Here is a 22,113-nt window from a genome sequence, read left to right on the forward strand (position 1 = left end):
TCGAATCTCGTGTGTGTCAGACGTGGTGCGGACTGGTGAGGACGACCGCGGAGTTGCCGCCGCCCATGCCTCGGGACAGGACCAGCGCGGTACGCAGGCGTGCGGGCCGGGCCACCCGGACGACCAGGTCGAGCCCGGCGGGGGGATCGGGAACGCGGGGTGTGGGCGGGATGACCTGGTGTTCCAGGCTCAGGACGGCGGCGGCCACGTCGAGCGCCCCGGCCCCGGCGTGCGCCCGGCCGAAACCCGTCTTCGGAGCGGTGACGGCCACTCCGCCGGGGAAGAGCTGACGCAGGGCCGCGGCCTCGTCGGCGTCGGCCTTGGGCATCCCCAGGGCGTCGGCGAAGACCACGTCCACCTCGTCCGGGGTGACTCCCGCACGACGCATCGCGCCCAGGGCCGCGTGCAGGAGGCCCTCACCGCCGGGGTCGTGGCCCCCGACCGAACCGAAGGTGCTCGCCTGGCCCGCGACGACGGCCCGCACACGGGCGCCGCGGGCCCTGGCCAGCTCCTGGTCCTCCACGAGTGCGGCGGCCGCGCCCTCGGCCGGGACGTAGCCGACCGTCCGCTCGGTGAACGGGAGGTACACCGACTCGGGGTCGTCGCCGTCGGTGAGGGTTCCGGACACCGCCTGGCAGGCCAGGGAGTAGGGCGCCCCGATCGCCGACTCGCTGGCGCCGACCAGCATCGCCGAGCCGCCGCGGCGCAGGGCCTGCTCCGCCTGCCCCAGGGCGTCGAGCATCCCCGGTTCGTCGGTGACCAGGACACCGCACATGCCCTTGAGCTGGTTCCGGATCGACACCTGCCCGGTGCTGGCCGCGTAGAACCACGCGATGGACTGGTAGGGGCCCACGTGGCTGGGTCCACTGCCGTACAGGGCAGTCAGTTCACGCTGTCCGAACTCGGCCCCGCCCGCGCCGGAGCAGATGAGTACCCCGGTGGCGTACGGATCGGCCGTGACGTCGAACCCCGAGTCCTCCAGCGCCTCCTCCGCCGCGACCATCGCGAACCAGGTGAACGCGTCGGTCTGGACGACGTAGCGGCCGTCCAGGTGGTCGAGGGGGTCGAACCCGCGCACCCTGCCACCCAGACGGACCGGGAAGCCGTCGGTGTCGAAGTCGGAGAGCGGGGCGATGAGCGACCGGCCCTCCACGAGCGCGGCCCAGTAGTCGTGGGTCCCGGTTCCCGCCGGGGAGACCGTACCCAGGCCCGTGATCACCAGGTTCATGACCGCACCTCACTCCCTCGGTCCAGGACGACCGCAGACTGGAAACCCCCGAAGCCGCTGCCCACGGACAGCACCACATCGACCCTGCGCTCACGCGCCGTCACGGGCACGTAGTCGAGGTCGCACTCGGGGTCGGGGGTGGTCAGGTTCGCCGTGGGCGGCACCACTCCGGTGTCCATGGCGAGCACGCAGGCGGCGAGTTCGATGGAGCCGATCGCCCCCAGGGAGTGCCCCACCATCGACTTGATCGACGTCATGGGGGTCCGGCGGGCGTGCTCACCCAGCGCCCGCTTGACCGCGTCGGTCTCGTGCCGGTCGTTCTGCACGGTCCCCGAACCGTGCGCGTTGACGTAGTCCACGTCGGTGACCGGACAGCGTGCCTGGTCAAGCGCGGTCGTGATGGCACGCGCCATCTCCGAACCCTCGCGGCGCAGGCCCGTCATGTGGAAGGCGTTGCCGTGGTTGGCGAAACCCGCGACCCGGCAGCGGAGGCGCGCGCCCCGGCGGCGGGCCGCCGACGCCTCCTCAAGGACCAGGACGGCCGCCCCCTCACCCATGACGAAACCGTTCCGGTGCCGGTCGAACGGCCGGGACGCGTGCTCGGGGTCGTCGTTGGTGTCCGACGTCGCCCTGATGGCGTCGAAGCAGGCCATGGCGATGGGGGAGATCGGGGACTCGGCCGCCCCCGCGATCACCACGTCGGCCAGGTCGTCCTCGATGGCCTGAGCGGCGTAGCCGACCGCGTCGAGGCCGGACGTGCAGCCGGTGGACACGGTGCGGACCGGACCGCGCGCGCCGACCCGCTCGGCGATCTCACCCGAGAGAGAGCTCGGGGACAGCGCCAGGTCCAGGTGCGGCCCCGCGGCCCCGGGGTCGACCACCCAGTCCGCGCCGCCACGGCTCATCACGGCGTACTCGCGGTCCAGCTGGGAGGTGGCGCCGACCGCCGTCCCCATGCTCACGCCGACGCGCCAGGGCGACACGTCGGTGAGGGGGACGGCGCTGTCCGCCAGCGCCTCGGCGGTGGCGACGGCCGCGAACTGCGCGTATCTGTCCATGCGTTCGGCCTGCTCGTGTTCCAGTCCGAGCGCGACGGGATCGAAGTCGACCTCGGCGGCGATCCGGGACCGGTAACCCGTCGGGTCGAACAGGGTGATGCCACGGGTCGCGGTCCTTCCCGCGGTGAGCATGTCCCAGAAGGCGGTCGCGTTGGTCGCGCCGGGAGCGACCACCCCGATTCCGGTGATGACGGCCTCACGCCTCACGGGACCTCCCCGGGGCCGACGCGGCGGAGTGCCGCGGCTGGGTGGTGGACTCCGCGACGGTGGCGGGGACGGGGCGGGAGGGGACGAGCGCAGGGGCGCCTGGCCCGATGATCACTGAAGGACGGCTGGTCAGGGTCAAGGGTGACTTCTCCACGGTTTCGGGCATGCAGAGGCCGACAGCCAGGTGGCTGGATGTGGTGGGCCGCGCCTCGGGCGGGGTCGGGCGTCGGACGGTGGTCGGAGGCGGACACGAAGGGTGTCGGGGGACGGCGCGGATCGGCACGGGAAGGTGTCCGACTGCGGTCCGCATGGTTACTTTCGGTACATGTGATATCACGCTAAGGATCGACGTCCCGAGTGCGACGCGGCCGTGACCCACCTGGCTGGCCAGCTTTGTCGAGGGCCCCGCCCGAATCTCCCGAAATGGCCGGAAGTTGCGCAATGCAATGGTTCAATGCGGTGGCATGCTCCATTAAACTGCGGGAAACATTGACATTTCGCACATGCTTCCCGGGGTGGTCGGTTCGGAAACCGTGCCTTGGCCTCTTGTCTGGGTCTCACTGTGCGTTATAGCTTGTATTCGTATCCGAATGAGCATCCTCGCGAAACGGGTTGTATGGACGCTCAGCAGGCGTTGGCATCTTTTGTCGTGTTTTCGCTCATTGTCACCGTCACTCCGGGCCCCGCCACCGTGATCGTCCTGAGGAACGGCATCATGCACGGGGTGCGTCCCGCCCTTTCGGCCTCCTTCGGCGCCGCCCTGGGCTCCCTCGCGTGGGGGTTCGCGGCGGCGGTCGGGGTCGCCGCCGTCGTGGCTCGTTCGGACGCGGCCTTCGAAGCCCTGCGCTACGCGGGCGCCGCCTACCTCGCCTACCTGGGGGTGCGCACCGCCCTCGAACGCTCTCCCGCCTACGGCCCCGATCCCGAACCGGAACCGGCCCCCACCCCCTCGGGTCGCACCCGGGTCCGCCCCGTGTCCATGCGCAGGTGGTTCCGGCAGGGTCTGCTCGCTGACCTGCTGAGTCCCAAAGCCGGCCTCTTCTTCCTGGCGGTCCTGCCCCAGTTCGTTCCGCAGGGGTGGGCGCCCATGCCCGCGATGATGCTGCTCAGCCTCGTCGACTGCCTCCTGGTGGCGACCTGGCTCGGGTTCCTCTCCTTCTTCGCCCACTACGCACTCCGACGCCTCCACCAACCCGTGTGGTACCGGACGGTCCAGATCGTCTGCGGGCTGACGCTCGTCCTGCTCGCACTGCACGTCGTCACGGTCGACCCGGGCCGTTAGCGGTTCCGGGCTTCAGGGAAACCATGTGCATTTCTCGTGAAAGGGATTCGTCATGCCCGAAACCAGGAAATCGGGGCTGGAGATCAGGCTGGTGGAGGCTTTGCAGCCGGTCAGGTACTTCGTTTTGGCGCAGGTGCTCCACCAGTTCATGGAAACCGGACTCCACGAAGAGCTCAATGCGGAGCCCAGAACTGTGGGAGAGCTTTCGGAAAGCCTTTCCCTCCAGTCGCGGCGCTTGGAGGGGGTGCTGCACTACCTCGCCAACGAGGGCTACCTCAGTGAGAACGACGGCGTTTTCTCCCTGGAGGAGAAGGCACGGGAGACCGCCGTGTTCTCCTCCTGGTACAAGCTCCTCGTCGGCGGCTACTCACAGACCTTCGAACAGCTCGGCCGAACTCTCCAGCAGGGGGCGGGCTTCGCCTCCCGTTCCGGCCTGGACGTCGGGGTCGGCAGCTGCGGCATCAGCCAGTACGACGCCTATCCCGTGATCGTCGGCCTGCTCGGGGAAGTCCGTGACGACGTCGAGTCCGTCGTCGACCTCGGGTGCGGTGACGGCAGCTCCCTGGCCGACCTCATGGAACTCCTGCCCGGGCTGTCGGCCATCGGAGTCGACCCGGAACCCGAGAGCGTCCGCGCGGGGGAGGATCTCATGCGGCGGCGCGGCCTCGCCGACCGCGTCCGCCTGCGGGTGGCCGGCGCCGAGAACGCGCCCGAACTCGACCTCGGGCCCGGGCCGGTGTGCTTCATCTCCGCCTTCGTGCTCCAGGAGCTCCTGGAACAGCAGGGGAGGGAAGCGGTGCTCGGCCTCGTACGCGAGGTGTTCACCCACCACCCGGACGCGCACTGGATCGTGATCGAGGTCGACAACCGCATCGCCGACCGCGCCGCGATGGCCCACCGGCTGGCCCTGTCGTACTACAACCCGTACTTCCTGGTGCACTACCTCACCGAGCAGCGCCTCGAACGCGACGCGTTCTGGCACGAACTCTTCGCTGAGGCGGGGGCCGAGGTCGCCCAGCAGCTCACCGCCGACCCCCGCGTCGACTCCACGGGCTTCCTGCTCGGATACCGCCTGCGAGTGAGCGCCGGAGGAGCACGATGATCGAGACGCGCGCGAACTCCGGGAGGGACCCGGTTCAGGGAAGGACGGCGGAGCTGAGCTCCAACGAGTCCCCTGTCGGGCCGCCGTCCTCCGTCGTCGAACGGCTGCTCGCCCTCCAGCACACCCTGCACCGCTACCCCCGGGGAGCGAGCGCCCTGCTGCGCCGGGAGATCGCCGCCCACTGGAACGTGAGCCCGGAGTGCCTGGTCCTGACCAACGGCGTCGACGAGGCCATCGACCTCCTCACCTCCCTCACCGACCGGGTGTGGTGCACCGTCCCCGGGTTCGACGCCTTCTGGACCCGCCCCGAGACCAACGGTCTGCCCACCACCCGGCTGCCGCTGAGGGAGGACGGTCAGCCCGCGGTCGGCCCCGACCGGGTCGGACCCCGCGGGGTCGTCTTCGTCGCCCGGCCCAACAACCCCACGGGGACCGTCCTCTCCAGCGAGTGGCTGGACGCGCTGCCCGCCCGGGTCGACCTCGTCTGCGTCGACGAGACCTACGTGGACTTCTCCGAGGAGCGCGGATACGTCCCGCGACTGGGGGAGTGGGACAACCTCTGCGTCTTCCGCAGCCTGTCCAAGGCGCTCGGCCTCGCCGGGCTGCGGCTCGGAGTCCTGGCCGCGCCTGCCCTGCTCGCCGCCCGGCTGAGGGAACGGCAGCGCTTCTACTCGGCGGACGCCGTCAGCCTCCACCTGGCCGCCGCCGCGATCACCGACGACGCGTACCTGGAACGGCACCGCTCCCAGGTGATCCGGGGCCGCCAGCGCCTGGTGGACGTCCTCGGCGCCTCGGGCCTGTTCGTCGAGGTCCTGCACACCCAGACCAACTTCGTCATCGCGCGGTGCTCGGACCCCGCCGAGGCCGTGCGCGTGGAACGGCTGCTCGCCGAACACGGTGTCCACGTGTACGAGTGCTCGCTGCTCGGCTACCCCGGACGGCTGCGGATCTCCGTCGGCACGGAGGAGGAGACCGCGCTCCTGGTCGGGGTCCTGGCGGAGCTGACCCGACAGGACTCCTCACGGCCCCGAGCCCTGGAGTGAGCCCCTGAGCCGAGTGCCGGTCGGTACGTCGAGGGGTCCCCGGGTCGACGACCCGGGGACCCCTCCGGACCTCCGAGCAGCGGTGCGGGCCGGCACCAGGGGGCACGTTCTCCGCCAGCCATGAGGGCCCTGTGGGGCGTAGTCCTCGTCAGTGGGCGGGCGGGGAGTTCGGCGCCCGCGGTCACGGGCCACTGACATGATGTCGGACATGTCCTTCCCTCCCCAGTCCCCGCCTCCCCCTGGAGTACAGCCTGCCCCGCAGGTAACGCCCGGCCGCCGCCCGCGCGGCGGATACATCGCGAGCCTGGTCTCCCTGGTGGCCACGGTGGTGGTCTTCGGCATCCTGCTCGCACTCGGCCCCTGGGTGCGTCACCCCGCCCCGGACTTCATCAGCGAAGTCGACCAGAACCTCGACGTCGAGCTGGAGCTCGGTGAGGAACACCTGGGCGAACTCGGGGTCTTCGGTCGTTCGTTCGGTGGAGCGTGCTCGGTCCACCGCCCGTCCGGCACCCCGGGCAACGTGCAGATGAGGGGGGCGAGCAGTTTCTCCTACGGCGCCGACGAGTGGAACCTGGTCCACGTCCTGGAGATCGTCGAGCCGGGTACCCACACGATCACCTGCACCAATGAGGGGGTCGAGTTCGGTGTCGCCTCCATGCACGTGGTCGAGACCGCCTCCACCCGACAGATGCTGTGGGCGTTCACCTGGATCGGTCTGCCCGCTCTGGGACTGCTCACCACCGTGACCATCGGCGTCGTCACGCTGGTGCGCGACCGCAGGGAGAAGGCGGCCTCCGCCGCGCACCGCTGACCGCGTCCGAACACCGAGCAGGGGTCCGCTGGTCAGCGGACCCCTGCTCGTTTCCTCGGGACCCGGTACGCCTAGAGCGGGGTGACGTTGGGGCCGAGCAGGCCGTAGGTGACCTCGTACTCCTTGGTCTCACCGGTCGCGCCGTCCAGGGCCACGCAGGTGCTCGCGTGTTCGTCGATGGTGGCGGCCACCACCTCGCCCTCCAAGCCGCAGTCGATGTAGGGCAGGAGGCTGAACACCCTGATGGTGTGCTCCAGCTGCTCGACGATGATCGGCCCCGTGACCAGGCGGGCGCTCTCGGCGGCATAGGTCTCCGAGCTCCGTTCCTCGTCCAGCTCGACCAGGTACTCGAACTCCTCACCCATGTAGGTGACGACGCAGCTGTAGCTCACCTCCGCGTGGAGGTCGACCTCCGGGCACTCGGAGGTTGCGTCGGGATCGGCGGTCCAGTTCATCTCGGAGACCTTGACCAGGGCCGTGTGCGCGTTGATCTCGTGCCTGGGAGCGCCTCGCTCGGGCTCCGGGGGCATGTGGGACTCGTTGATGCCCGGCCGCTTCTGGTTCTCCGTGGGAACGTCGCCGTAGGTGAACCCGGTGGTGTCGACCTCATGTGTGGTCTCGGCTTCCGAGCCGCCGTCCCCGCCGCAGGCGGTCAGGGCCAGTGAGAGGGCGGCCCCCACGAGGAGAAGGGGGCGGGGGTTGGCAGAGTGCATGGGGGTGCTCCTGAGAGAAGGAGGGGCAGGGGTACGTGCACTATCGCACCTCCCGCGAGTGGGTCCGCACACACGCTCAGTGTCCGATGTGCGACAGCACGCATCGCCTCGCGCCTGCCTGACCAGGCACGTTCCTCTCACTGGCCGGAGACTCGGCGAGGAGTCCGAAAAAACTCGATATTCGGGTGAACTCCACAGCCCCGACCGCCATCAGAACGCACATAAAGGAACCGCAGACACAGGCGGAGCGAAGGCGGGAGTGGCCCGCGCGGCACGGGAGAAAGGGCGAAAAATGTTGGCGCGCGAATTATGCACCGAATCTCGGGCGCGCGTCGACGAGGTCCTCCCCGGTGCGGTCTCTTCCGGCGTCGAAGGGGCGAAGGTGGAGGTCGAGGCGCCTCCCAGTGCCCATCGGCGCGGCCGAGCCTCCCGGCGTCTCGTTTCCTCCGGGGTTTTCGAAGCGCCGCACCATCCCCCGTCGAGCGTGCTTCGAAAGAGAATTTCATAAAGTACCCCGAACGCGACAGAACAAACATCCTGTTAGCAGGAACCTCCTCCACTGGGGAGAAAGGAATCGCATGAAGCGCAGTTTCCGTACCACCGTCCTGGCCCTCGCGACCTCCGGTCTGGTGGTCGTCGGCTCTTCGGCGTGTTCCTCGGGGGAAGTGATCGACACGGTGTCGTCGGTCGGTTCGTCCCAGGCGGGTGACGACTCCGGTGCCGCGGTGGTGACGGAGCCCCGGAACGGCGAGCTGGAGTACCTCGCCCCGGGCAAGTTCATCATCGACGGGCAGGCCTTCTTCGTCACCGAGGAGACGCGCTACCTGGGCGGTCACCACGTCTGCCCCGCCGAGAACGGTCTCGACGAGAACGCCTTCGGGATCGTGGAGTGCGACCTGGAGTCGTTCGAGGCCGCGGCCCAGGGGGAGACGCGTGTCTTCGTCCAGGCCATGGTGGACGAGAACGGGAACGCGGAGTCGATCACCGAGTACGACAACGACAGCCACCACGAGCCCGGTGAGCCGGAGGGCCCCGAGGCCCCGGAGGAGTCCGGCGGGTTCACCGGCGCCCTGGCGGGCGGCCTGGACTACGTCGCCCCGGGCGAGTACGTCGTCGAGGACACCGCGTTCTTCGTGTCGGAGGACACCGTGATCCACGCTGGCATCCACGCCTGCGCCGACGGTGTGCAGGACCCCGACACCGGCCTCGTGACGTGTGACTTCGACGAGTTCGACGCCACCGTCGCGAGCGGGAACCCGGTCCTGGCCGAGGTCGAGGTCGTCGACGGGATCGCCACGTCGATCACCGAGTACTAGGAGCTCTCCGTACGGGGGACCTCCTCGGACGCGGCGCCCATCGCCCTCGCGGCGAGTGAGGCCGGTGGGCGCCCGTCTGGAATACGAAAAAAGGCCCCGCTACGCAGGGCCTTCCTTTGTGTCCGAGGGGGGACTTGAACCCCCACAGCCTTAACGGCCACTAGCACCTCAAGCTAGCGCGTCTACCTATTCCGCCACCCGGACCGGGTTGTTCGGCGTGTGTCGCTCCGAACAGGTTTAACCATAGCAAAGGTCTGGGGGAGTCCGAACCAGTTTTCCGGCGGGGGGTGATCGTGACAGGGTCTAGGACAACAGGTGCGGCCGGAGACGGGAGAGCCAGATGGCGGAACCAGGCAAGGAACCGAGCGCGGGCGAGGTCGAGGTCGTCGACCTGTGCCGTGAGCTCATCGAGTTCGACACCTCCAACTACGGTGACCACTCCGGGCCGGGGGAGCGCAAGGCCGCGGAGTACGTGGCGACCAGGCTCGACGAGGTCGGGGTGGAGTCGCGGATCTACGAGAAGCACCCCGGGCGCAGCAACGTGGTGGCCCGGATCGCCGGTGAGGACTCCTCGCGTCCGCCGCTGCTCATCCACGGTCACCTGGACGTCGTCCCGGCCGCCCCCGAGGACTGGACCCACCACCCCTTCGCAGGTGAGGTCGCCGACGGCTGCGTGTGGGGTCGCGGCGCCGTCGACATGAAGAACATGAACGCGATGGTCCTGGCGATGCTGCGCCAGCGGCTGCGCGAGGGGCGCAGGCCCCCGCGCGACATCGTGCTGGCCTTCCTCGCGGACGAGGAGGCGGGTGGCACCTGGGGCGCCCAGTACCTGGTGGACGAGCACCCCGAACTGTTCGCGGACTGCGACTCCGCGATCAGCGAGGTGGGCGGCTTCTCCTTCACGGTCAACGAGAACCGGCGCCTCTACCTGGTGGAAACGGCGGAGAAGGGCATCGCGTGGATGAAGCTGACCGCGCGCGGCACCGCCGGGCACGGTTCGATGACCAACCGGGACAACGCCGTCACCGAGCTGGCGGCGGCCGTCGCCCGTCTCGGACAGCACGAGTTCCCTGTGCAGCTCACCCCGACTGTGCGGACCTTCCTGGAGGAGATCTGCGAGGAGTTCGGGATCCCCTTCGACGAGAGGGACGTGGACGCCACGGTGGCCCGGCTGGGTCCCATCGCCAAGATGATCGGCGCCACCCTGCGCAACACCCTCAACCCCACGGTGCTCGGCGGCGGCTACAAGGCCAACGTCATCCCGGGTGAGGCCACCGCCCAGGTCGACGGGCGCTTCCTGCCCGGGACCGAGGACGAGTACTTCGCGAAGATCGACGAACTGCTCGGCCCGAAGGTCAGCCGCGACTTCATCCACCACCTGCCCGCGGTGGAGACCTCCTTCGACGGCGGACTGGTGAACGCCATGTCGGAGTCCCTGCTGGCCGAGGACCCGGGCGCCAAGGCCGTGCCCTACTGCCTGTCGGGCGGCACGGACGCCAAGAGCTTCTCCCGCCTGGGCGTGCGCAACTACGGCTTCTCCCCGCTGAAGCTCCCGCCGGAGCTGGACTTCGCGGGCATGTTCCACGGGGTCGACGAGCGCGTCCCGGTGGACGGTCTCCAGTTCGGCGTGCGGGTGCTGGACCGGTTCGTCGGCATGAGCTGACCGGCTATTTCCCCCATAGGGGGACGGGCCGGGTGGACCGCGTCGGGAAGTTCTCGGCGCGGTTCTTTTTTTCGCCCATGGTCACTCACGGTGATGCTAGTGTTGCTTTCAGTTCAGCGAGGCCTCCGTTTTCCGGGGCTTCGCGGTGCGACCGTCTGCGGCGTCGCCGCACGGGACCGTCCAGTAGTAACGACACGAAGGGGCATCCATGGTGCTCGCGAGCCGAGGGTGGCTGGTTTCCTCCAGTCGCGCTGCTCGCAACGCCCGTGGTGCCTACGCTCGGTTGCTGCTCCTGTCCGGCATCGTCGCCGTCGCCTGGCTGGCCGGGGGAGTGGGTGTCGCGCACAGCGAGACCGCCTCCCAGTCCGGCGGGCTCGGCGGGGACGTCCTGGGCGTCGGCGAGATCACTGACCGCACCGGTCAGGCCGCCGAGGAGCTCCGGGACTCCGGACTCTCCGACACCGCAAGCCGGGCCGCCTCGTCCACCGAGGCCCTCGCCGGCAGCGTCGTTCCGCAGGCGTCCTCCCTTCCGGGGAACGCGCTCCGGGAGACGGGTGCGGCGCTGGAGGAGAGCTCTGTCGGCGCGGTCGTCCACGAAACCGGGCAGGCCGTCGACGACACCGCGCGAGGGGCCACCGGCCTCGTCGCCGGGGTCGCGCGTACCAGCCAGGGTGTCGTCGACTCCACGGACGAGTCGCTTCGCGAGTCCGCACTGGTCGACAGTGTGGCCACGAGCCTGAACGACACGGTCGGGCGGAGCGGTATCGACTCCGTGACCGATTCCGGTGGTCCCCTCGGACTGCCGATCCTGGGCTCCGACGAGGAGCCCGCCGTCTCCGCGCCCACCGCCGAGCGTTCCGACGCCGAGGAGCGGGAACGCGCGGAGCGTGAGCGTGAGGAGCGGGTGGCCCGCGTCAAGGACGAGGTCGCCGCCCACGTCGCCCAGACCTCGTGGCGTGTGGCCAACGAGGTCGCGGAGAACGCCGGTGACACGGCCTCCGACGACGACTCCGCCGAGCGCATCCGCCTCATCGGCGGTGGCTCCCACCACCAGGTCGGGCCGGACACCACCGGTGCCTCCGCCCCGTCCTTCCCGGCACCCGGTGCCGCTGGTTTCCTCATGGCCCGCGCCGGTCACATGGCGCTTCGGGCCCAGCGGGTCGCCCTTCCCGGCGACCCCACCCTGGTTGTTCGCGACGCCGCGGACGACCCCTCCTACTCTCCCGACTAGCCGCGCTCCCAGACCGCGGCCGGTCCGTGCGCCCTGCGCACAGCCGCCCTGCCGATTCCCGGTGGGCGTGCTCTCTTCCCAAGGCTCCACAGCCGGGAACTCCGTCCGCGGTCACCACGAGTAGCAGTGAAATCTCCTCGTCGACCAAAGGACAGCCGATGACCCAGTCAACCCACCTCCGCTTCGCCGCCCTCGTGGCGACCGGATTCTTCGTCGCCGCCAGCGGCATCGCCCACGCCGACACCACGACCAGCGGTAACGGGTCGATCGGCGGAGGCAACCAGCTCGTCGTCGACGGCGACGTTCCGATCAACCTCTGCGGGAACGCCATCGCGGTCCTCGGTGTCGCCGGTGCCAACTGCACCGACGGTGACGCCAGCGTGACCGAGGTCGGCAAGCCGAAGAACCCGCACCCCGGCTACGACGGCCACGAGCCCGGAGAGCCCGGCAAGCCCGGAGAGCCCGGTGAGCCCGGCGACCCGGTTGAGCCCGGCAAGCCCGGGGAGCCGGAGGAGGACAAGCACGAGGAGAACCCCGACGATCAGGACCCCGTCGTGGAGACCCCCGAAGAGCCCGGGGAGCAGGACCGCGAGGAGGAGCAGGAGGGGGACGAGCCGTCCCCGTCCGAGGAGCCCTCGCCCGGCACCCCGGGGACCCCCGAGCGGCCCGCCGACTCCGCCTCACCCGCAGCTCCGGCCGCCGACGAGCAGCGTCTCGCGGTTACCGGCGCCGACCAGAGCGGCATCGCCGCGCTGCTCGCCGCGGCGGTCCTCACGGTCGCCGCGGGCGCCGGCCTCCTGCTCTTCGGCAAGCGCCGCAGGGCCAGGGCCTGACCTGATCAGCTTCCCGGGCCCCTCAGGGGCCCGGGGGTTGACGCGAGTCCCGCAGCACCGGCCGAGGCCATGTGCTCGGGGTTCACGTCAGCCGCCGCCCCACCAGGGCGGAGCTGATCGACGGGGTGTGGACGTCCGCACGCAGCCAGCGCAGACGGACGCCGCCCACACCCACCAGCCCGGCAGACAACGCACCGCCCAGGTGCGGAGCCCACCGGATGATCCCCGGCGCCTCGGCCGAAGGCCCGCACTCCACCCAGGAGTGTGGAACGGCCTGTGGCCCGCACACGACACCTTCTCATCAACTCGTTCTCTTGAAAGGACTTCCCACATGCGTAAGTGGGCCAGCACCTCCGCGAAGTCCGTGCTCATGGCGGCCGGCTTCGTTGCTCTGGGCACCGGCGTGGCCTTCGCCGACAGCGATGTCGCCACCAGCGGCAACGGCTCGGTTCTCGGCGGCAACCAGGCCGTCGTCGACGCGGACGTCCCCGTCAACCTGACCGGCAACGCCGTGGGCGCCGTCGCCGGTATCGCCGGTGCCTCCAGCACGGGTTCCGACGCCAAGGTGATCGACCACCACCACAACGAGGTGCACACCTCGGGCAACGGCTCGATCCTCGGCGGCAACCAGCTGGTCGTTGACGGTGACATCCCCGTCAACGTCACCGGCAACGCGATCGGCGCCGTCGGCGGCGTCGCCGGTGCGGCCAGCACCGGCAGCGACTCCAAGGTCCTCGAGCACGGGCACGGCCACAAGCACGGCCACAAGCACGGCGAGCCCGACATCGCCACCTCCGGCAACGGCTCCCTCATCGGCGGCAACCAGATCGTCGGCGACCTGGACATCCCCGTGAACGTCTCCGGCAACGCGATCGGCGCCGTCGGCGGCGTCGCGGGTGCGGCGGCCACGGACGCGGACGCGATCGTCCGTCAGAGCCACGAGGCCCCCGGCGTCGAGCACCAGTCCGCTCCGATCACCGCGACCGACCTGGTCAGCGAGGCCGTGAGCAACGCGCAGATCCTGCCTGACACCTCCGGCATCGACGCGGGCATCCTGCGTCAGTCCGCCCCGGTCCGTGAGCACCAGTCGATCGCCACCTCCGGCAACGGCTCCGTGCTCGGTGGCAACCAGGCCGTCGTGGACCTGGACGTCCCCGTGAACGTCGCGGGCAACGCGATCGGTGCGGTCGGCGGTGTCGCGGGGGCGGCCGCCACTGACAGCGACGCGGTCGTCAAGGAGGCCCAGCGCGACATCGCGACCTCCGGCAACGGCTCCGTGCTCGGCGGCAACCAGCTGGTCGCCGACGCTGACGTCCCGGTGAACGTCGCGGGCAACGCCGTGGCCGCCGTCGCGGGTGTCGCGGGCGCCAGCGCCACCGACGCCGACTCCAAGGTCGTGCACCAGAGCGCGGAGACCGAGCCGCAGTCCTCGGCCCTGAGCAGCGTCCCGGTCGTCGACCAGCTGCCCGAGGTGCCCGTCTCCGAGATGCTGCCCGTCGGCTACGACCTGAGCGAGACCGCCGCGCAGTCGGTGCAGGAGCACGCCCCGGAGCGCGCCTCCGAGCTGCCCGCGCCCTCCGAGATCCCGGCCGTCGACCCGGTCGGCGACCTGCTGGGCGCCGCCGGTATCGGCCTGTAGCTGACAGAACGGGTTCCGGGATCCGTGCGGCGGACGCCTTCGGGCGTTCCTCCGGACGAGGTCCGCAGGACCTGAGTGGGGGGTGTGCCCGTTCACGGCCACCCGCCGGACCAGGGGAGTGCGGCCTCCCGTTCCGTTATGGAACGCGGTGGACTGCGGGAAGCCGGAACTCCCCGGCACGGCGGCGGCGGTGGGGCGGGACAGTGTCCCCGCGACCGGTACCGAGTGAGGTGCCGTGCGCGTCCGAAGTGAAGTGGTGGTGAGTCGCCTCCGCGCTCCCGTTCCGTTATGGAACGCGGTGGACTGCGGGAGGGTGGGGGTGACGACCGCCGAGCTCAGGACGTGAGCCGAGTCCTCCCGGGAATATCCGGGAGGACTCGCCGCATTCTGGAGGCGGAGACACCCTGACGCCCTGAAGTGTGATGCAAGTCACTTTCATGGGGTGTTCCGGGTGCTCTCCCGAGCAGGAAATGGTTCGGGGGAGAGCGGCGCCACGGCCGGTAGCGCAGGTTACGGGCCGGTACCGGCTCGGGTTGCGCTTATTCTGCGGGTGCCGGTGGGAGAGGGCCCGACGTCCGTGGAGGGTGAGCCCCCAATGAGGGGCCCGGCCCGCTCACCGACGGGGGAGAGCCCGTAGTTCGGTTACTGTCGGTTCCCACGGGACCCGAAGGACCGCGGCCGACAGAACACGTAAGGCTAGACGTAGGGGAATCAGCGTGCCACCCACGAAGGGCAGCGCCGGCAAGAACGGCTCGAAGGACAACGCAAGCCAGGGGGCGGGTACCGCCCTCGTCATCGTCGAGTCACCAGCCAAGGCGAAGACCATCGCCGGTTACCTGGGGCGCGGCTACGTCGTGGAGTCCAGTATCGGTCACATCCGTGACCTGCCCACCAAGGCCGCGGAGATCCCCACCAAGTACCGGGGGCAGCCCTGGGCGCGGCTCGGTGTGGACGTGGACAGCGACTTCGAACCGCTCTATGTCGTCAACTCCGACAAGAAGGCGCACGTCAAGAAGCTCAAGGAGCTGATGGCGGACGCCGACGAACTCCTGCTGGCCACAGATGAGGACCGCGAGGGCGAGGCCATCGCCTGGCACCTGCGCGAGGAACTCAAGCCCAGGATCCCCGTCCGCCGGATGGTCTTCAACGAGATCACCAAGGACGCCATCCAGCACGCCGCGAACAACACGCGCGACCTGAACACCCGCCTGGTCAGTGCCCAGGAGACACGCCGCATCCTCGACCGCCTCTACGGCTACGAGGTCTCCCCCGTGCTGTGGAAGAAGGTCATGCCGAAGCTCTCGGCGGGCCGCGTGCAGTCCGTCGCCACCCGTCTGGTGGTCGAGCGCGAACGCGAGCGCATGGCGTTCACCTCCGCCGAGTACTGGGACCTCAAGGCGCTCTTCGACGCCACGGAGGCCGGGGTCCCCGACGGTCCCGCCACGTTCCCGGCGACGCTCTCCTCCGTGGACGGGAAGCGGATCGCCTCCGGGCGCGACTTCACCCCCCAGGGCACCATCCGCTCCGACCGCGACGTGCGCCAGATGGACGAGGCCACCGCCCGCGGGCTGGCCGAGCGCCTGGCCGGGGCCGGTTTCGCGGTGAAGTCGGTGGAGCGCAAGCCCTACCGCCGCTCGCCGTACGCGCCCTTCCGTACGACCACCCTCCAGCAGGAGGCCTCCCGCAAGCTCAACCTGTCCGCGAAGCAGACCATGCAGGTCGCCCAGCGGCTGTATGAGAACGGATACATCACCTACATGCGTACCGACAGCACCACGCTGTCGGACAGCGCGATCAACGCCGCCCGCAACCAGGTGCGGCGCCTGTACGGCGGCGACTACCTGCCGGACAAGCCGCGCGTGTACGCCAAGAAGGTCAAGAACGCGCAGGAGGCCCACGAGGCCATCCGCCCCGCCGGTGAAACCTTCCGCACCCCCAACGAGACCCCGCTGTCCGGTCCCGAGCTGCGCCTGTACGACCTCATCTGGAAGCGCACCGTCGCCTCCCAGATGAAGGACGCGGTCGGCGAGTCCGTGTCCGTGCGGATCGAGGGGACCTCCTCCAACGGTGAGGTCGCCGAGTTCTCCGCCAGCGGCAAGGTCATCACCTTCCACGGCTTCCTGAAGGCCTACGTGGAGGGCTCCGACGACCCGGCCGCCGACCTCGACGACCGTGAGCGCCGCCTGCCCGCGATGTCCGAGGACGACCCGGTCAAGGCGCAGAGCCTGGAGGCCGAGGGGCACAGCACCCGGCCGCCCGCGCGCTACACCGAGGCGACCCTGGTCAAGGAGCTGGAGGAGCGGGAGATCGGCCGCCCCTCCACCTACGCCTCGATCATCGGCACCATCCTGGACCGCGGCTACGTGTTCAAGAAGGGCACGGCGCTCGTGCCGTCCTTCCTGGCCTTCGCCGTGGTGCAGTTGCTGGAGCGCCACTTCGGGAACCTGGTGGACTACGAGTTCACCGCCCGCCTGGAGGACAGCCTCGACGACATCGCCCGGGGCGAGGCCGAGAGCCTGCCGTGGCTGCGACGGTTCTACTTCGGTGGCGAGGACGCCCAGGGCAACCAGGAGACGGGGCTCAAGGAGCTGGTGGGCGACCACCTCTCCGACATCGACCCCAAGGAGGTCAGCTCCCTCCCGCTGCCCGGCACCGACATCGTGCTGCGGGTGGGGCGTTACGGCCCCTACCTGGACCGCGAGGGCGTCCGCGTGAACGTCCCGGAGGACCTGGCCCCGGACGAGCTGACCGAGGAGAAGGCCGAGGAGCTCTTCGCCCAGCCCAGCGGCGACCGCGAGCTCGGCACGGACCCGGAGACCGGCCGCATGATCGTGGCCAAGTCGGGGCGGTACGGCCCCTACGTCACCGAGGTCATCCCGGAGCCGGAGGAGCCCGAGGGCGAGGCCAAGCCCAAGGCGAAGAAGGCCGCCAAGGTCAAGCCGCGCACGAGCTCGCTGCTCAAGGACATGGACCTGGACACGGTCACCCTGGAGGACGCGCTGCGCCTGCTGTCCCTGCCCCGCGTGGTGGGACAGCTCGACGGCGAGGACGTCACGGCCCAGAACGGCCGCTTCGGCCCGTACCTGAAGAAGGGCACCGACAGCCGCTCCCTGGAGACCGAGGAGCAGATGTTCACGGTCACGCTGGAGGAGGCCCAGGCGATCTTCGCCCAGCCCAAGCAGCGCGGTCGCCGGGCGGCGGCCCCGCCCCTGCGCGAGCTCGGTGAGGACCCGGAGTCGGGCGCCAAGATGGTGATCAAGGACGGTCGGTTCGGTCCCTACGTCACCGACGGGGAGATCAACGCCTCCCTGCGCAAGGGGGACGAGGTCGAGTCGATCACCGACGAGCGGGCCGCGGAGCTGCTGGCCGAGCGTCGGGCCAAGGCCCCCGCGAAGAAGAAGGCGCCGGCCAAGAAGCCCGCCGCCAAGAAGGCCCCGGCGAAGAAGCCCGCCGCGAAGAAGACCGCGACCACCACGGTCAAGAAGGCGGCGGCGAAGAAGCCCGCGGTCAAGAAGACCGGCGAGCCGAAGACGACGGCCAAGAGGACCACGGACGAGTCCTGACCGGTCCCGACCGCGCGCCCGGGTGTTCCCTCACGGGGGACGCCCGGGCGCGCGGTTCTCCGGCGGGCGTGCGGTTCCCTGGGGCGCGTGGGGCCCCGGAGGAGACGTGACGGATACGCGACGCGGGGCCCTGTTCGGGGATGATCTTCCGTACTACGCTGTGCGTGACGGATTGGGACACTGAAACGTGTGTGAACCCCGAACGTTCCCCCCGAATTACCTGGACAGGCGAGCACGCCTGTCAGTTCCTATCCCCCTCATCGATAATCTTGAGCGCTATGAGCAGATCTGCACCCCTGGGAGCGCCGGCCGAGGCGCAGAACGTCCTCGCGATCACACCCTTCAGAAGGCTGTGGATCTCGCTTTCACTCTCCAGCCTGGGTGACTGGCTGAGCCTGCTGGCGTTGGTGTCCCTCGCGGCCATCTTCACCGCGGACGGCTCCCCCCTTGTCCAGTACCTCGCCGTCAGCGGCGTCGTCGCCATCAAACTCGCCCCCGCGGTCCTGCTCAGCCCCCTCGCCGGGGCCGTCGCGGACCGTCTGGACCGGCGGTGGACGATGGTCGGCGGCGACGTCCTGCGGGGCCTCCTCTACGTGTCGATCCCCGTGGTCGGCCTGCTGTCCTCCGGTTTCACGTTGCAGTGGCTGCTGATCGCCAGCCTGCTCGCGGAGATCGTCGCCCTCCTGTGGACCCCGGCACGGGACGCCACCATCCCGACCCTCGTCCCCAAACGGATGCTCGGTCAGGCCAACAAGCTGACCCTTCTGGCGACCTACGGCGCCGCCCCGGTCGCGGCCCTGCTGTTCGCGGTTCTGGCCTCGGTCAGCAACCTGCTGGGCGCGCTCGTGCCGTCCATGGCCAACCCCGAGGCGGACGTAGCCCTCTACCTGAACGCCCTCACGTTCTTCGTCGCCGCGATCGTCGTCGCGGGGCTGCCGCTGCCCAAGCACGCGGTCTCCAAGGCGTCGCTGAGCCCCAACCGGGACGCGAACGTCCTGCACGCGGTTCTCTCCGGCCGCGCCGCGGTCGGCGGCGGTTCGCTCGTGCGGGGCGTGGTCGTCGGGCTGGCCGTCACGGCCGCCGCTGGCGGTCTGGTGGTCGGTGTGGGCCGGGCGCACGTGGAGAACCTCGGCGCGGGCAACGCCGGTTTCGGTGTCCTGGTCGCCGCGCTCTTCCTGGGCCTGGGACTGGGGATCGTCTCCGGTCCGCGCGTCCTCAAGCAGTTCAGCAGGCGCCGCCTGCTCGGTCTGGCCGTCGTCCTGGCGGCCCTGGCCCTGCTCTTCACCGGGGCCATCGGCGACATGGTGCTCTCCGCCGTCCTGGCGCTGGTCCTGGGGACGGGTGCCGGTCTGGCTTGGGTGACCGGAACGTCCCTGGTCGGCGTGGAGGTCGAGGAGGAGCAGCGGGGCACCGCGTTCGCCCTCCTGCACGGCACGGGCAGGCTGGCCCTGCTCGCGGGCGCCGTCCTGGCCCCGCTGGCCGCCGGTTTCGCGGGGGATCACGTGATCCCGCTCGGTGGCCCGCTCAGCTACAACCTGCACGGCAGCGGTCTGGTCCTGATGGCGGGCGGCCTGCTCGCCGTCGTCGGGGCGATCGTCGCCTACCAGCAGGTCAACCGGGACGACCCGGAGGCCGGGCCCGGTCTGCTCCCCGAACTCTTCGCGGCGCTGCGCGGGATCACGCCCACCGCCGACGAGGAGGAGGACGCGCGGATCACCGGCGCCTTCATCGTCCTGGAGGGCGGCGAGGGCGCGGGCAAGTCCACCCAGGTGCGTGAGCTGACGGTGTGGCTGCGCGACCAGGGCTTCGAGGTGGTGGGCACCCGCCAGCCGGGCGCCACCAAGCTCGGCATGCGCCTGCGCGGCATCCTGCTCGACCGCGAGAACTCGCACATCACCAACCGCGCCGAGGTACTGCTCTACGCGGCGGACAAGGCCGACCACGTGGAGCAGGAGATCCTGCCCGCGCTGCGCCGGGGCGCCGTGGTGATCAGCGACCGCTACGTCGACTCGCTGCTCGCCTACCAGGGCGCCGGGCGCGACCTGGAGGTCGACGACGTCGGCCGGATCAGTTCGTGGGCCACCCAGGACCTGGTCCCGGACCTGACGGTGCTGCTGGACGTGCGCCCCGAGGACGGGCTGTCGCGTCTGGGCGGGCCGGCCGACCGGATCGAGTCGGAGTCGGTGGAGTTCCACACGCGGGTCCGCAAGGGCTTCCGTGAGCTGGCCGAGCGGGATCCGGACCGCTACCTGGTGCTCGACGCCCGGGAGCCGCAGGAGAAGATCACCCGGGAGATCCAGCGCCGGATGCGTCCGCTGCTGCCCGACCCGATCGACTCCAGCTCCGAGGCGGTCACGGGCATGATCCCGGTGATCCGCCCCGAGTAGGACCGGTTCGCGAGTGTGTGGGGCCCCTGCCCTGGCGGGAGGGGCCCTTCGCTGTCCGGGGCTACCGTGCGCGGGGCGGGTGCCGGCCCGGGACTCAGGGGAACGTGTACCGGGTCTGGCTGAACACGGGTGCCTTGCCGAAGGCGAGGGCCTTCACCGGGGTGACCCGGACGACCAGGACCCGGGATCCGCGCACCGCGTCGGGGAGCCCGGACCAGGTGCCGCCCTCGGTGGTGACGGCGGGGCCGTACTTCTCCTCGTAGGCGCAGGCGATCCGGTCCAACGCGGCCGGGTCGTCCACCGGTGCGCCGGTGCCCTCGACGACCACGTCCGGGCCGCCCTCCAGCGCGTTGTCGCCCGTGCTCATGGCGCAGTGCGGGTTCGCGGCCAGGTTGAGGGCCTTGCGTTCCTCCCTCCCGGTGCAGAAGTACGCGGCTCCGTCCGTCCACACGCCCAGCAGGGGGGTCGCGTGGGGGCGGCCGTCGGGGCGTACGGTCGTCACCCAGTACAGGGGCGCCTCGGCCAGGACGGCGCGGGTCCGTTCCCAGGGGATCGGTCCGGCGCCGGGGCTGCTGAACTCCGGGCAGGCCTCGGCCAGGGGCGCGGGAGCGGATGCGTTCACGTTGACCACCTTCTTCCTCTCACGAGAACAGACTCGCCGAGTGAGGCGAAGTCATCGGTGCACCTCGTCGGTGATCGGCGTGCTCTCCGGTGGGGGCGCGTCGCTGAGGAGGGCCTGTGGAAAACGGTCCCGGTGTCGGCGGGGGCTCCTATTCTGGAACCAGACATTCCATGTGCTCCGGGGGGCAAGCTTGACGGTCTTCGACGACCTCGTCGGCCAGGAGGCGGCGAGTGCGCAGCTGGAGCGTGCCGTGGCGGGCGCGGCCGATCTCCTCGCCGGGGGGCGCGGCGCCGGGATGACCCACGCCTGGCTGTTCACCGGTCCGCCCGGGTCCGGTCGGGAGGAGGCGGCGCGCGCCTTCGCCGCCGCCCTCCAGTGCCGGGCCGGGGGGTGCGGACACTGCGACTCCTGCCACCAGGTGCTGGCCGGAACCCACCCGGACGTGCTGTACGTGCAGCCCAGCGGCCTGAGCTTCGGTGTGGCAGCCACCCGTGAACTCGTGCTCCGCGCCGGGTCCAAGCCCTCCGGCGGTAACTTCCGGATCGTGCTCTTCGAGGACGCCGACCGCGCCACGGAGGCCGCCTCCAACGCGCTTCTCAAGGCCGTGGAGGAACCCTCACCGCGCACGGTGTGGCTGCTGTGCACGCCCACCCCGGACGACCTCCTCATCACCATCCGTTCCCGCTGCCGCATGGTCACCCTGGCCACCCCCGGCACCGGGCAGATCGTGGACGCCCTCGTCCAGCGCGACGGGGTGGACCGGACCGCCGCCGAGGCGGCCGCCCGGGCCGCCGCCGGCCGGGTCGACCGGGCCCGGCAACTGGCCACCGACCCGGAGGCGCGGCGCAGACGGGAGGAGGTCCTGTCCATCCCGGCCGGGCTCGACGGGCTCGGGGCCTGCGTCACCGCGGCCGCGCGCCTGTTCGAGATCGCCGAGGAGGAGTCCAAGGCGCTCACCACGGCCCTGAACGAGAAGGAGAAGGACGAGCTCAAGGCGGCCTTCGGCGAGGGTTCCACCGGCAAGGGCGTGGCCAAGGCCGTCCGTGGCGCGGCGGGGGCGCTCAAGGACTTGGACGAGCGGCAGAAGCGCAGAGCCACGCGGATCAAACGGGACTCCTACGACCGGGCGCTGCTGGACCTGGCCGCCTTCTACCGGGACGTGCTCGCCCTCCAGTTGGGTGCGTCGGTGGAGCTGTCCACGGCCGAGCGCTCCGGGGACCTGGAACGGATCGCCCGTACCGGTACCCCCGAGTCCACGCTGCGGAGAATCGACGCGATCATGTCCTGCCGTGGACGGATCGCGGCCAACGTACACCCGCAGATCGCCATGGAGGCCATGACTTCCGCGCTCCTGGCGGGCTAGGACCCGGGGTGCGGACGGCCACGGCGGACGGGAGAATGGTCCCGGTCACGCG

The 22,113-nt window shown here is 70.5% G+C and carries 17 protein-coding genes and 1 tRNA gene; 12 read left to right on the forward strand and 6 right to left on the reverse strand.

Features of this window, described 5'->3' with window-relative positions:
- Positions 1-16 precede the first annotated feature (16 nt).
- The gene (locus tag D452_RS0104015; RefSeq protein ID WP_017542866.1) at positions 17-1,228 is read right to left on the reverse strand and encodes a beta-ketoacyl synthase N-terminal-like domain-containing protein; all 1,212 of its coding nucleotides are present in this window, start codon (positions 1,226-1,228) and stop codon (positions 17-19) included.
- Positions 1,225-2,493 (reverse strand): beta-ketoacyl-[acyl-carrier-protein] synthase family protein, encoded by a 1,269-nt coding sequence (locus D452_RS0104020; RefSeq protein WP_017542867.1) that lies wholly within the window; start codon positions 2,491-2,493, stop codon positions 1,225-1,227. Before D452_RS0104020 ends, D452_RS0104015 begins: the two co-directional genes overlap by 4 nt.
- A 649-nt stretch (positions 2,494-3,142) precedes the next feature.
- On the opposite strand from D452_RS0104020, the gene D452_RS0104025 reads away from it, so the two are divergent.
- The 4 genes from D452_RS0104025 to D452_RS0104040 all read left to right on the forward strand — a co-directional run bounded on the left by D452_RS0104025 (position 3,143) and on the right by D452_RS0104040 (position 6,731).
- Entirely contained in the window at positions 3,143-3,775 is a 633-nt protein-coding gene (locus tag D452_RS0104025; RefSeq protein WP_017542868.1) for a LysE family translocator, read from the forward strand.
- Positions 3,776-3,827: 52 nt separating this feature from the next.
- The gene (locus D452_RS0104030; protein ID WP_083927448.1) at positions 3,828-4,877 is read left to right on the forward strand and encodes a 2-ketoarginine methyltransferase; all 1,050 of its coding nucleotides are present in this window, start codon (positions 3,828-3,830) and stop codon (positions 4,875-4,877) included.
- Positions 4,874-5,920, forward strand: a complete 1,047-nt coding sequence (locus D452_RS0104035; RefSeq protein WP_017542870.1) for a pyridoxal phosphate-dependent aminotransferase — start codon at positions 4,874-4,876, stop codon at positions 5,918-5,920. The genes D452_RS0104030 and D452_RS0104035 overlap by 4 nt, the downstream gene beginning before the upstream one ends.
- Before the next feature lie 208 nt (positions 5,921-6,128).
- Positions 6,129-6,731, forward strand: a complete 603-nt coding sequence (locus D452_RS0104040; RefSeq protein ID WP_239646319.1) for a hypothetical protein — start codon at positions 6,129-6,131, stop codon at positions 6,729-6,731.
- A gap of 71 nt (positions 6,732-6,802) precedes the next feature.
- On the opposite strand, the gene D452_RS0104045 is transcribed toward D452_RS0104040, so the two are convergent.
- Positions 6,803-7,444 (reverse strand): hypothetical protein, encoded by a 642-nt coding sequence (locus tag D452_RS0104045; RefSeq protein WP_017542872.1) that lies wholly within the window; start codon positions 7,442-7,444, stop codon positions 6,803-6,805.
- A gap of 578 nt (positions 7,445-8,022) precedes the next feature.
- Here D452_RS0104045 and D452_RS0104050 point away from each other — a divergent pair.
- Positions 8,023-8,760, forward strand: coding sequence for a hypothetical protein (locus D452_RS0104050; protein WP_017542874.1), 738 nt, complete (start codon positions 8,023-8,025; stop codon positions 8,758-8,760).
- Positions 8,761-8,879: 119 nt separating this feature from the next.
- On the opposite strand, the gene D452_RS0104055 is transcribed toward D452_RS0104050, so the two are convergent.
- A tRNA-Leu gene (locus D452_RS0104055) sits at positions 8,880-8,964 on the reverse strand.
- A 136-nt stretch (positions 8,965-9,100) separates the two neighbouring features.
- Between D452_RS0104055 and D452_RS0104060 the strand changes: the two genes are divergently transcribed.
- The 3 genes from D452_RS0104060 (at position 9,101) to D452_RS27665 (ending at position 12,487) form a co-directional block, all read left to right on the forward strand.
- Positions 9,101-10,423 (forward strand): M20/M25/M40 family metallo-hydrolase, encoded by a 1,323-nt coding sequence (locus tag D452_RS0104060; protein WP_017542875.1) that lies wholly within the window; start codon positions 9,101-9,103, stop codon positions 10,421-10,423.
- A 208-nt stretch (positions 10,424-10,631) separates the two neighbouring features.
- The gene (locus D452_RS0104065; RefSeq protein WP_026128952.1) at positions 10,632-11,654 is read left to right on the forward strand and encodes a hypothetical protein; all 1,023 of its coding nucleotides are present in this window, start codon (positions 10,632-10,634) and stop codon (positions 11,652-11,654) included.
- Positions 11,655-11,812: 158 nt separating this feature from the next.
- Entirely contained in the window at positions 11,813-12,487 is a 675-nt protein-coding gene (locus D452_RS27665; RefSeq protein ID WP_017542877.1) for a chaplin family protein, read from the forward strand.
- Positions 12,488-12,569: 82 nt separating this feature from the next.
- Here the strand turns inward: D452_RS27665 and D452_RS30630 are convergent, their stop codons facing one another.
- The gene (locus D452_RS30630; protein ID WP_160167867.1) at positions 12,570-12,743 is read right to left on the reverse strand and encodes a hypothetical protein; all 174 of its coding nucleotides are present in this window, start codon (positions 12,741-12,743) and stop codon (positions 12,570-12,572) included.
- A gap of 75 nt (positions 12,744-12,818) precedes the next feature.
- On the opposite strand from D452_RS30630, the gene D452_RS0104080 reads away from it, so the two are divergent.
- From D452_RS0104080 to tmk, 3 genes are all read left to right on the forward strand, one after another.
- Positions 12,819-14,126: a hypothetical protein gene (locus D452_RS0104080; protein WP_017542878.1), complete on the forward strand. Its 1,308-nt coding sequence runs from the start codon at positions 12,819-12,821 to the stop codon at positions 14,124-14,126.
- Positions 14,127-14,842: 716 nt separating this feature from the next.
- Positions 14,843-17,689 carry a type I DNA topoisomerase gene (gene topA / locus D452_RS0104085; protein WP_017542879.1) on the forward strand — a complete coding sequence of 949 codons (2,847 nt, stop codon included), beginning with the start codon at positions 14,843-14,845 and terminating at the stop codon, positions 17,687-17,689.
- A 278-nt stretch (positions 17,690-17,967) separates the two neighbouring features.
- Positions 17,968-20,076 carry a dTMP kinase gene (tmk, locus tag D452_RS0104090; protein WP_017542880.1) on the forward strand — a complete coding sequence of 703 codons (2,109 nt, stop codon included), beginning with the start codon at positions 17,968-17,970 and terminating at the stop codon, positions 20,074-20,076.
- Positions 20,077-20,170: 94 nt separating this feature from the next.
- Here the strand turns inward: tmk and D452_RS0104095 are convergent, their stop codons facing one another.
- Positions 20,171-20,698 (reverse strand): pyridoxamine 5'-phosphate oxidase family protein, encoded by a 528-nt coding sequence (locus D452_RS0104095; protein ID WP_040693084.1) that lies wholly within the window; start codon positions 20,696-20,698, stop codon positions 20,171-20,173.
- A 190-nt stretch (positions 20,699-20,888) separates the two neighbouring features.
- On the opposite strand from D452_RS0104095, the gene D452_RS0104100 reads away from it, so the two are divergent.
- Positions 20,889-22,061, forward strand: coding sequence for a DNA polymerase III subunit delta' (locus D452_RS0104100; protein WP_017542882.1), 1,173 nt, complete (start codon positions 20,889-20,891; stop codon positions 22,059-22,061).
- The last annotated feature ends 52 nt before the right edge of the window (positions 22,062-22,113 follow it).

The sequence above is a fragment of the Nocardiopsis prasina DSM 43845 genome (assembly GCF_000341265.1).
Classification (GTDB): domain Bacteria; phylum Actinomycetota; class Actinomycetes; order Streptosporangiales; family Streptosporangiaceae; genus Nocardiopsis; species Nocardiopsis prasina.

Coding starts and splice junctions, on each gene's coding strand:
- D452_RS0104080 (WP_017542878.1), top strand. CDS start 12,819: ATGCGTAAGTGGGCCAGCACCTCCGCGAAGTCCGTGCTCATGGCGGCC.
- D452_RS0104015 (WP_017542866.1), bottom strand. CDS start 1,228: ATGAACCTGGTGATCACGGGCCTGGGTACGGTCTCCCCGGCGGGAACC.
- tmk (WP_017542880.1), top strand. CDS start 17,968: ATGAGCAGATCTGCACCCCTGGGAGCGCCGGCCGAGGCGCAGAACGTC.
- D452_RS0104035 (WP_017542870.1), top strand. CDS start 4,874: ATGATCGAGACGCGCGCGAACTCCGGGAGGGACCCGGTTCAGGGAAGG.
- D452_RS0104030 (WP_083927448.1), top strand. CDS start 3,828: ATGCCCGAAACCAGGAAATCGGGGCTGGAGATCAGGCTGGTGGAGGCT.
- D452_RS0104065 (WP_026128952.1), top strand. CDS start 10,632: ATGGTGCTCGCGAGCCGAGGGTGGCTGGTTTCCTCCAGTCGCGCTGCT.
- D452_RS27665 (WP_017542877.1), top strand. CDS start 11,813: ATGACCCAGTCAACCCACCTCCGCTTCGCCGCCCTCGTGGCGACCGGA.
- D452_RS0104040 (WP_239646319.1), top strand. CDS start 6,129: ATGTCCTTCCCTCCCCAGTCCCCGCCTCCCCCTGGAGTACAGCCTGCC.
- D452_RS0104045 (WP_017542872.1), bottom strand. CDS start 7,444: ATGCACTCTGCCAACCCCCGCCCCCTTCTCCTCGTGGGGGCCGCCCTC.
- D452_RS0104050 (WP_017542874.1), top strand. CDS start 8,023: ATGAAGCGCAGTTTCCGTACCACCGTCCTGGCCCTCGCGACCTCCGGT.
- D452_RS0104060 (WP_017542875.1), top strand. CDS start 9,101: ATGGCGGAACCAGGCAAGGAACCGAGCGCGGGCGAGGTCGAGGTCGTC.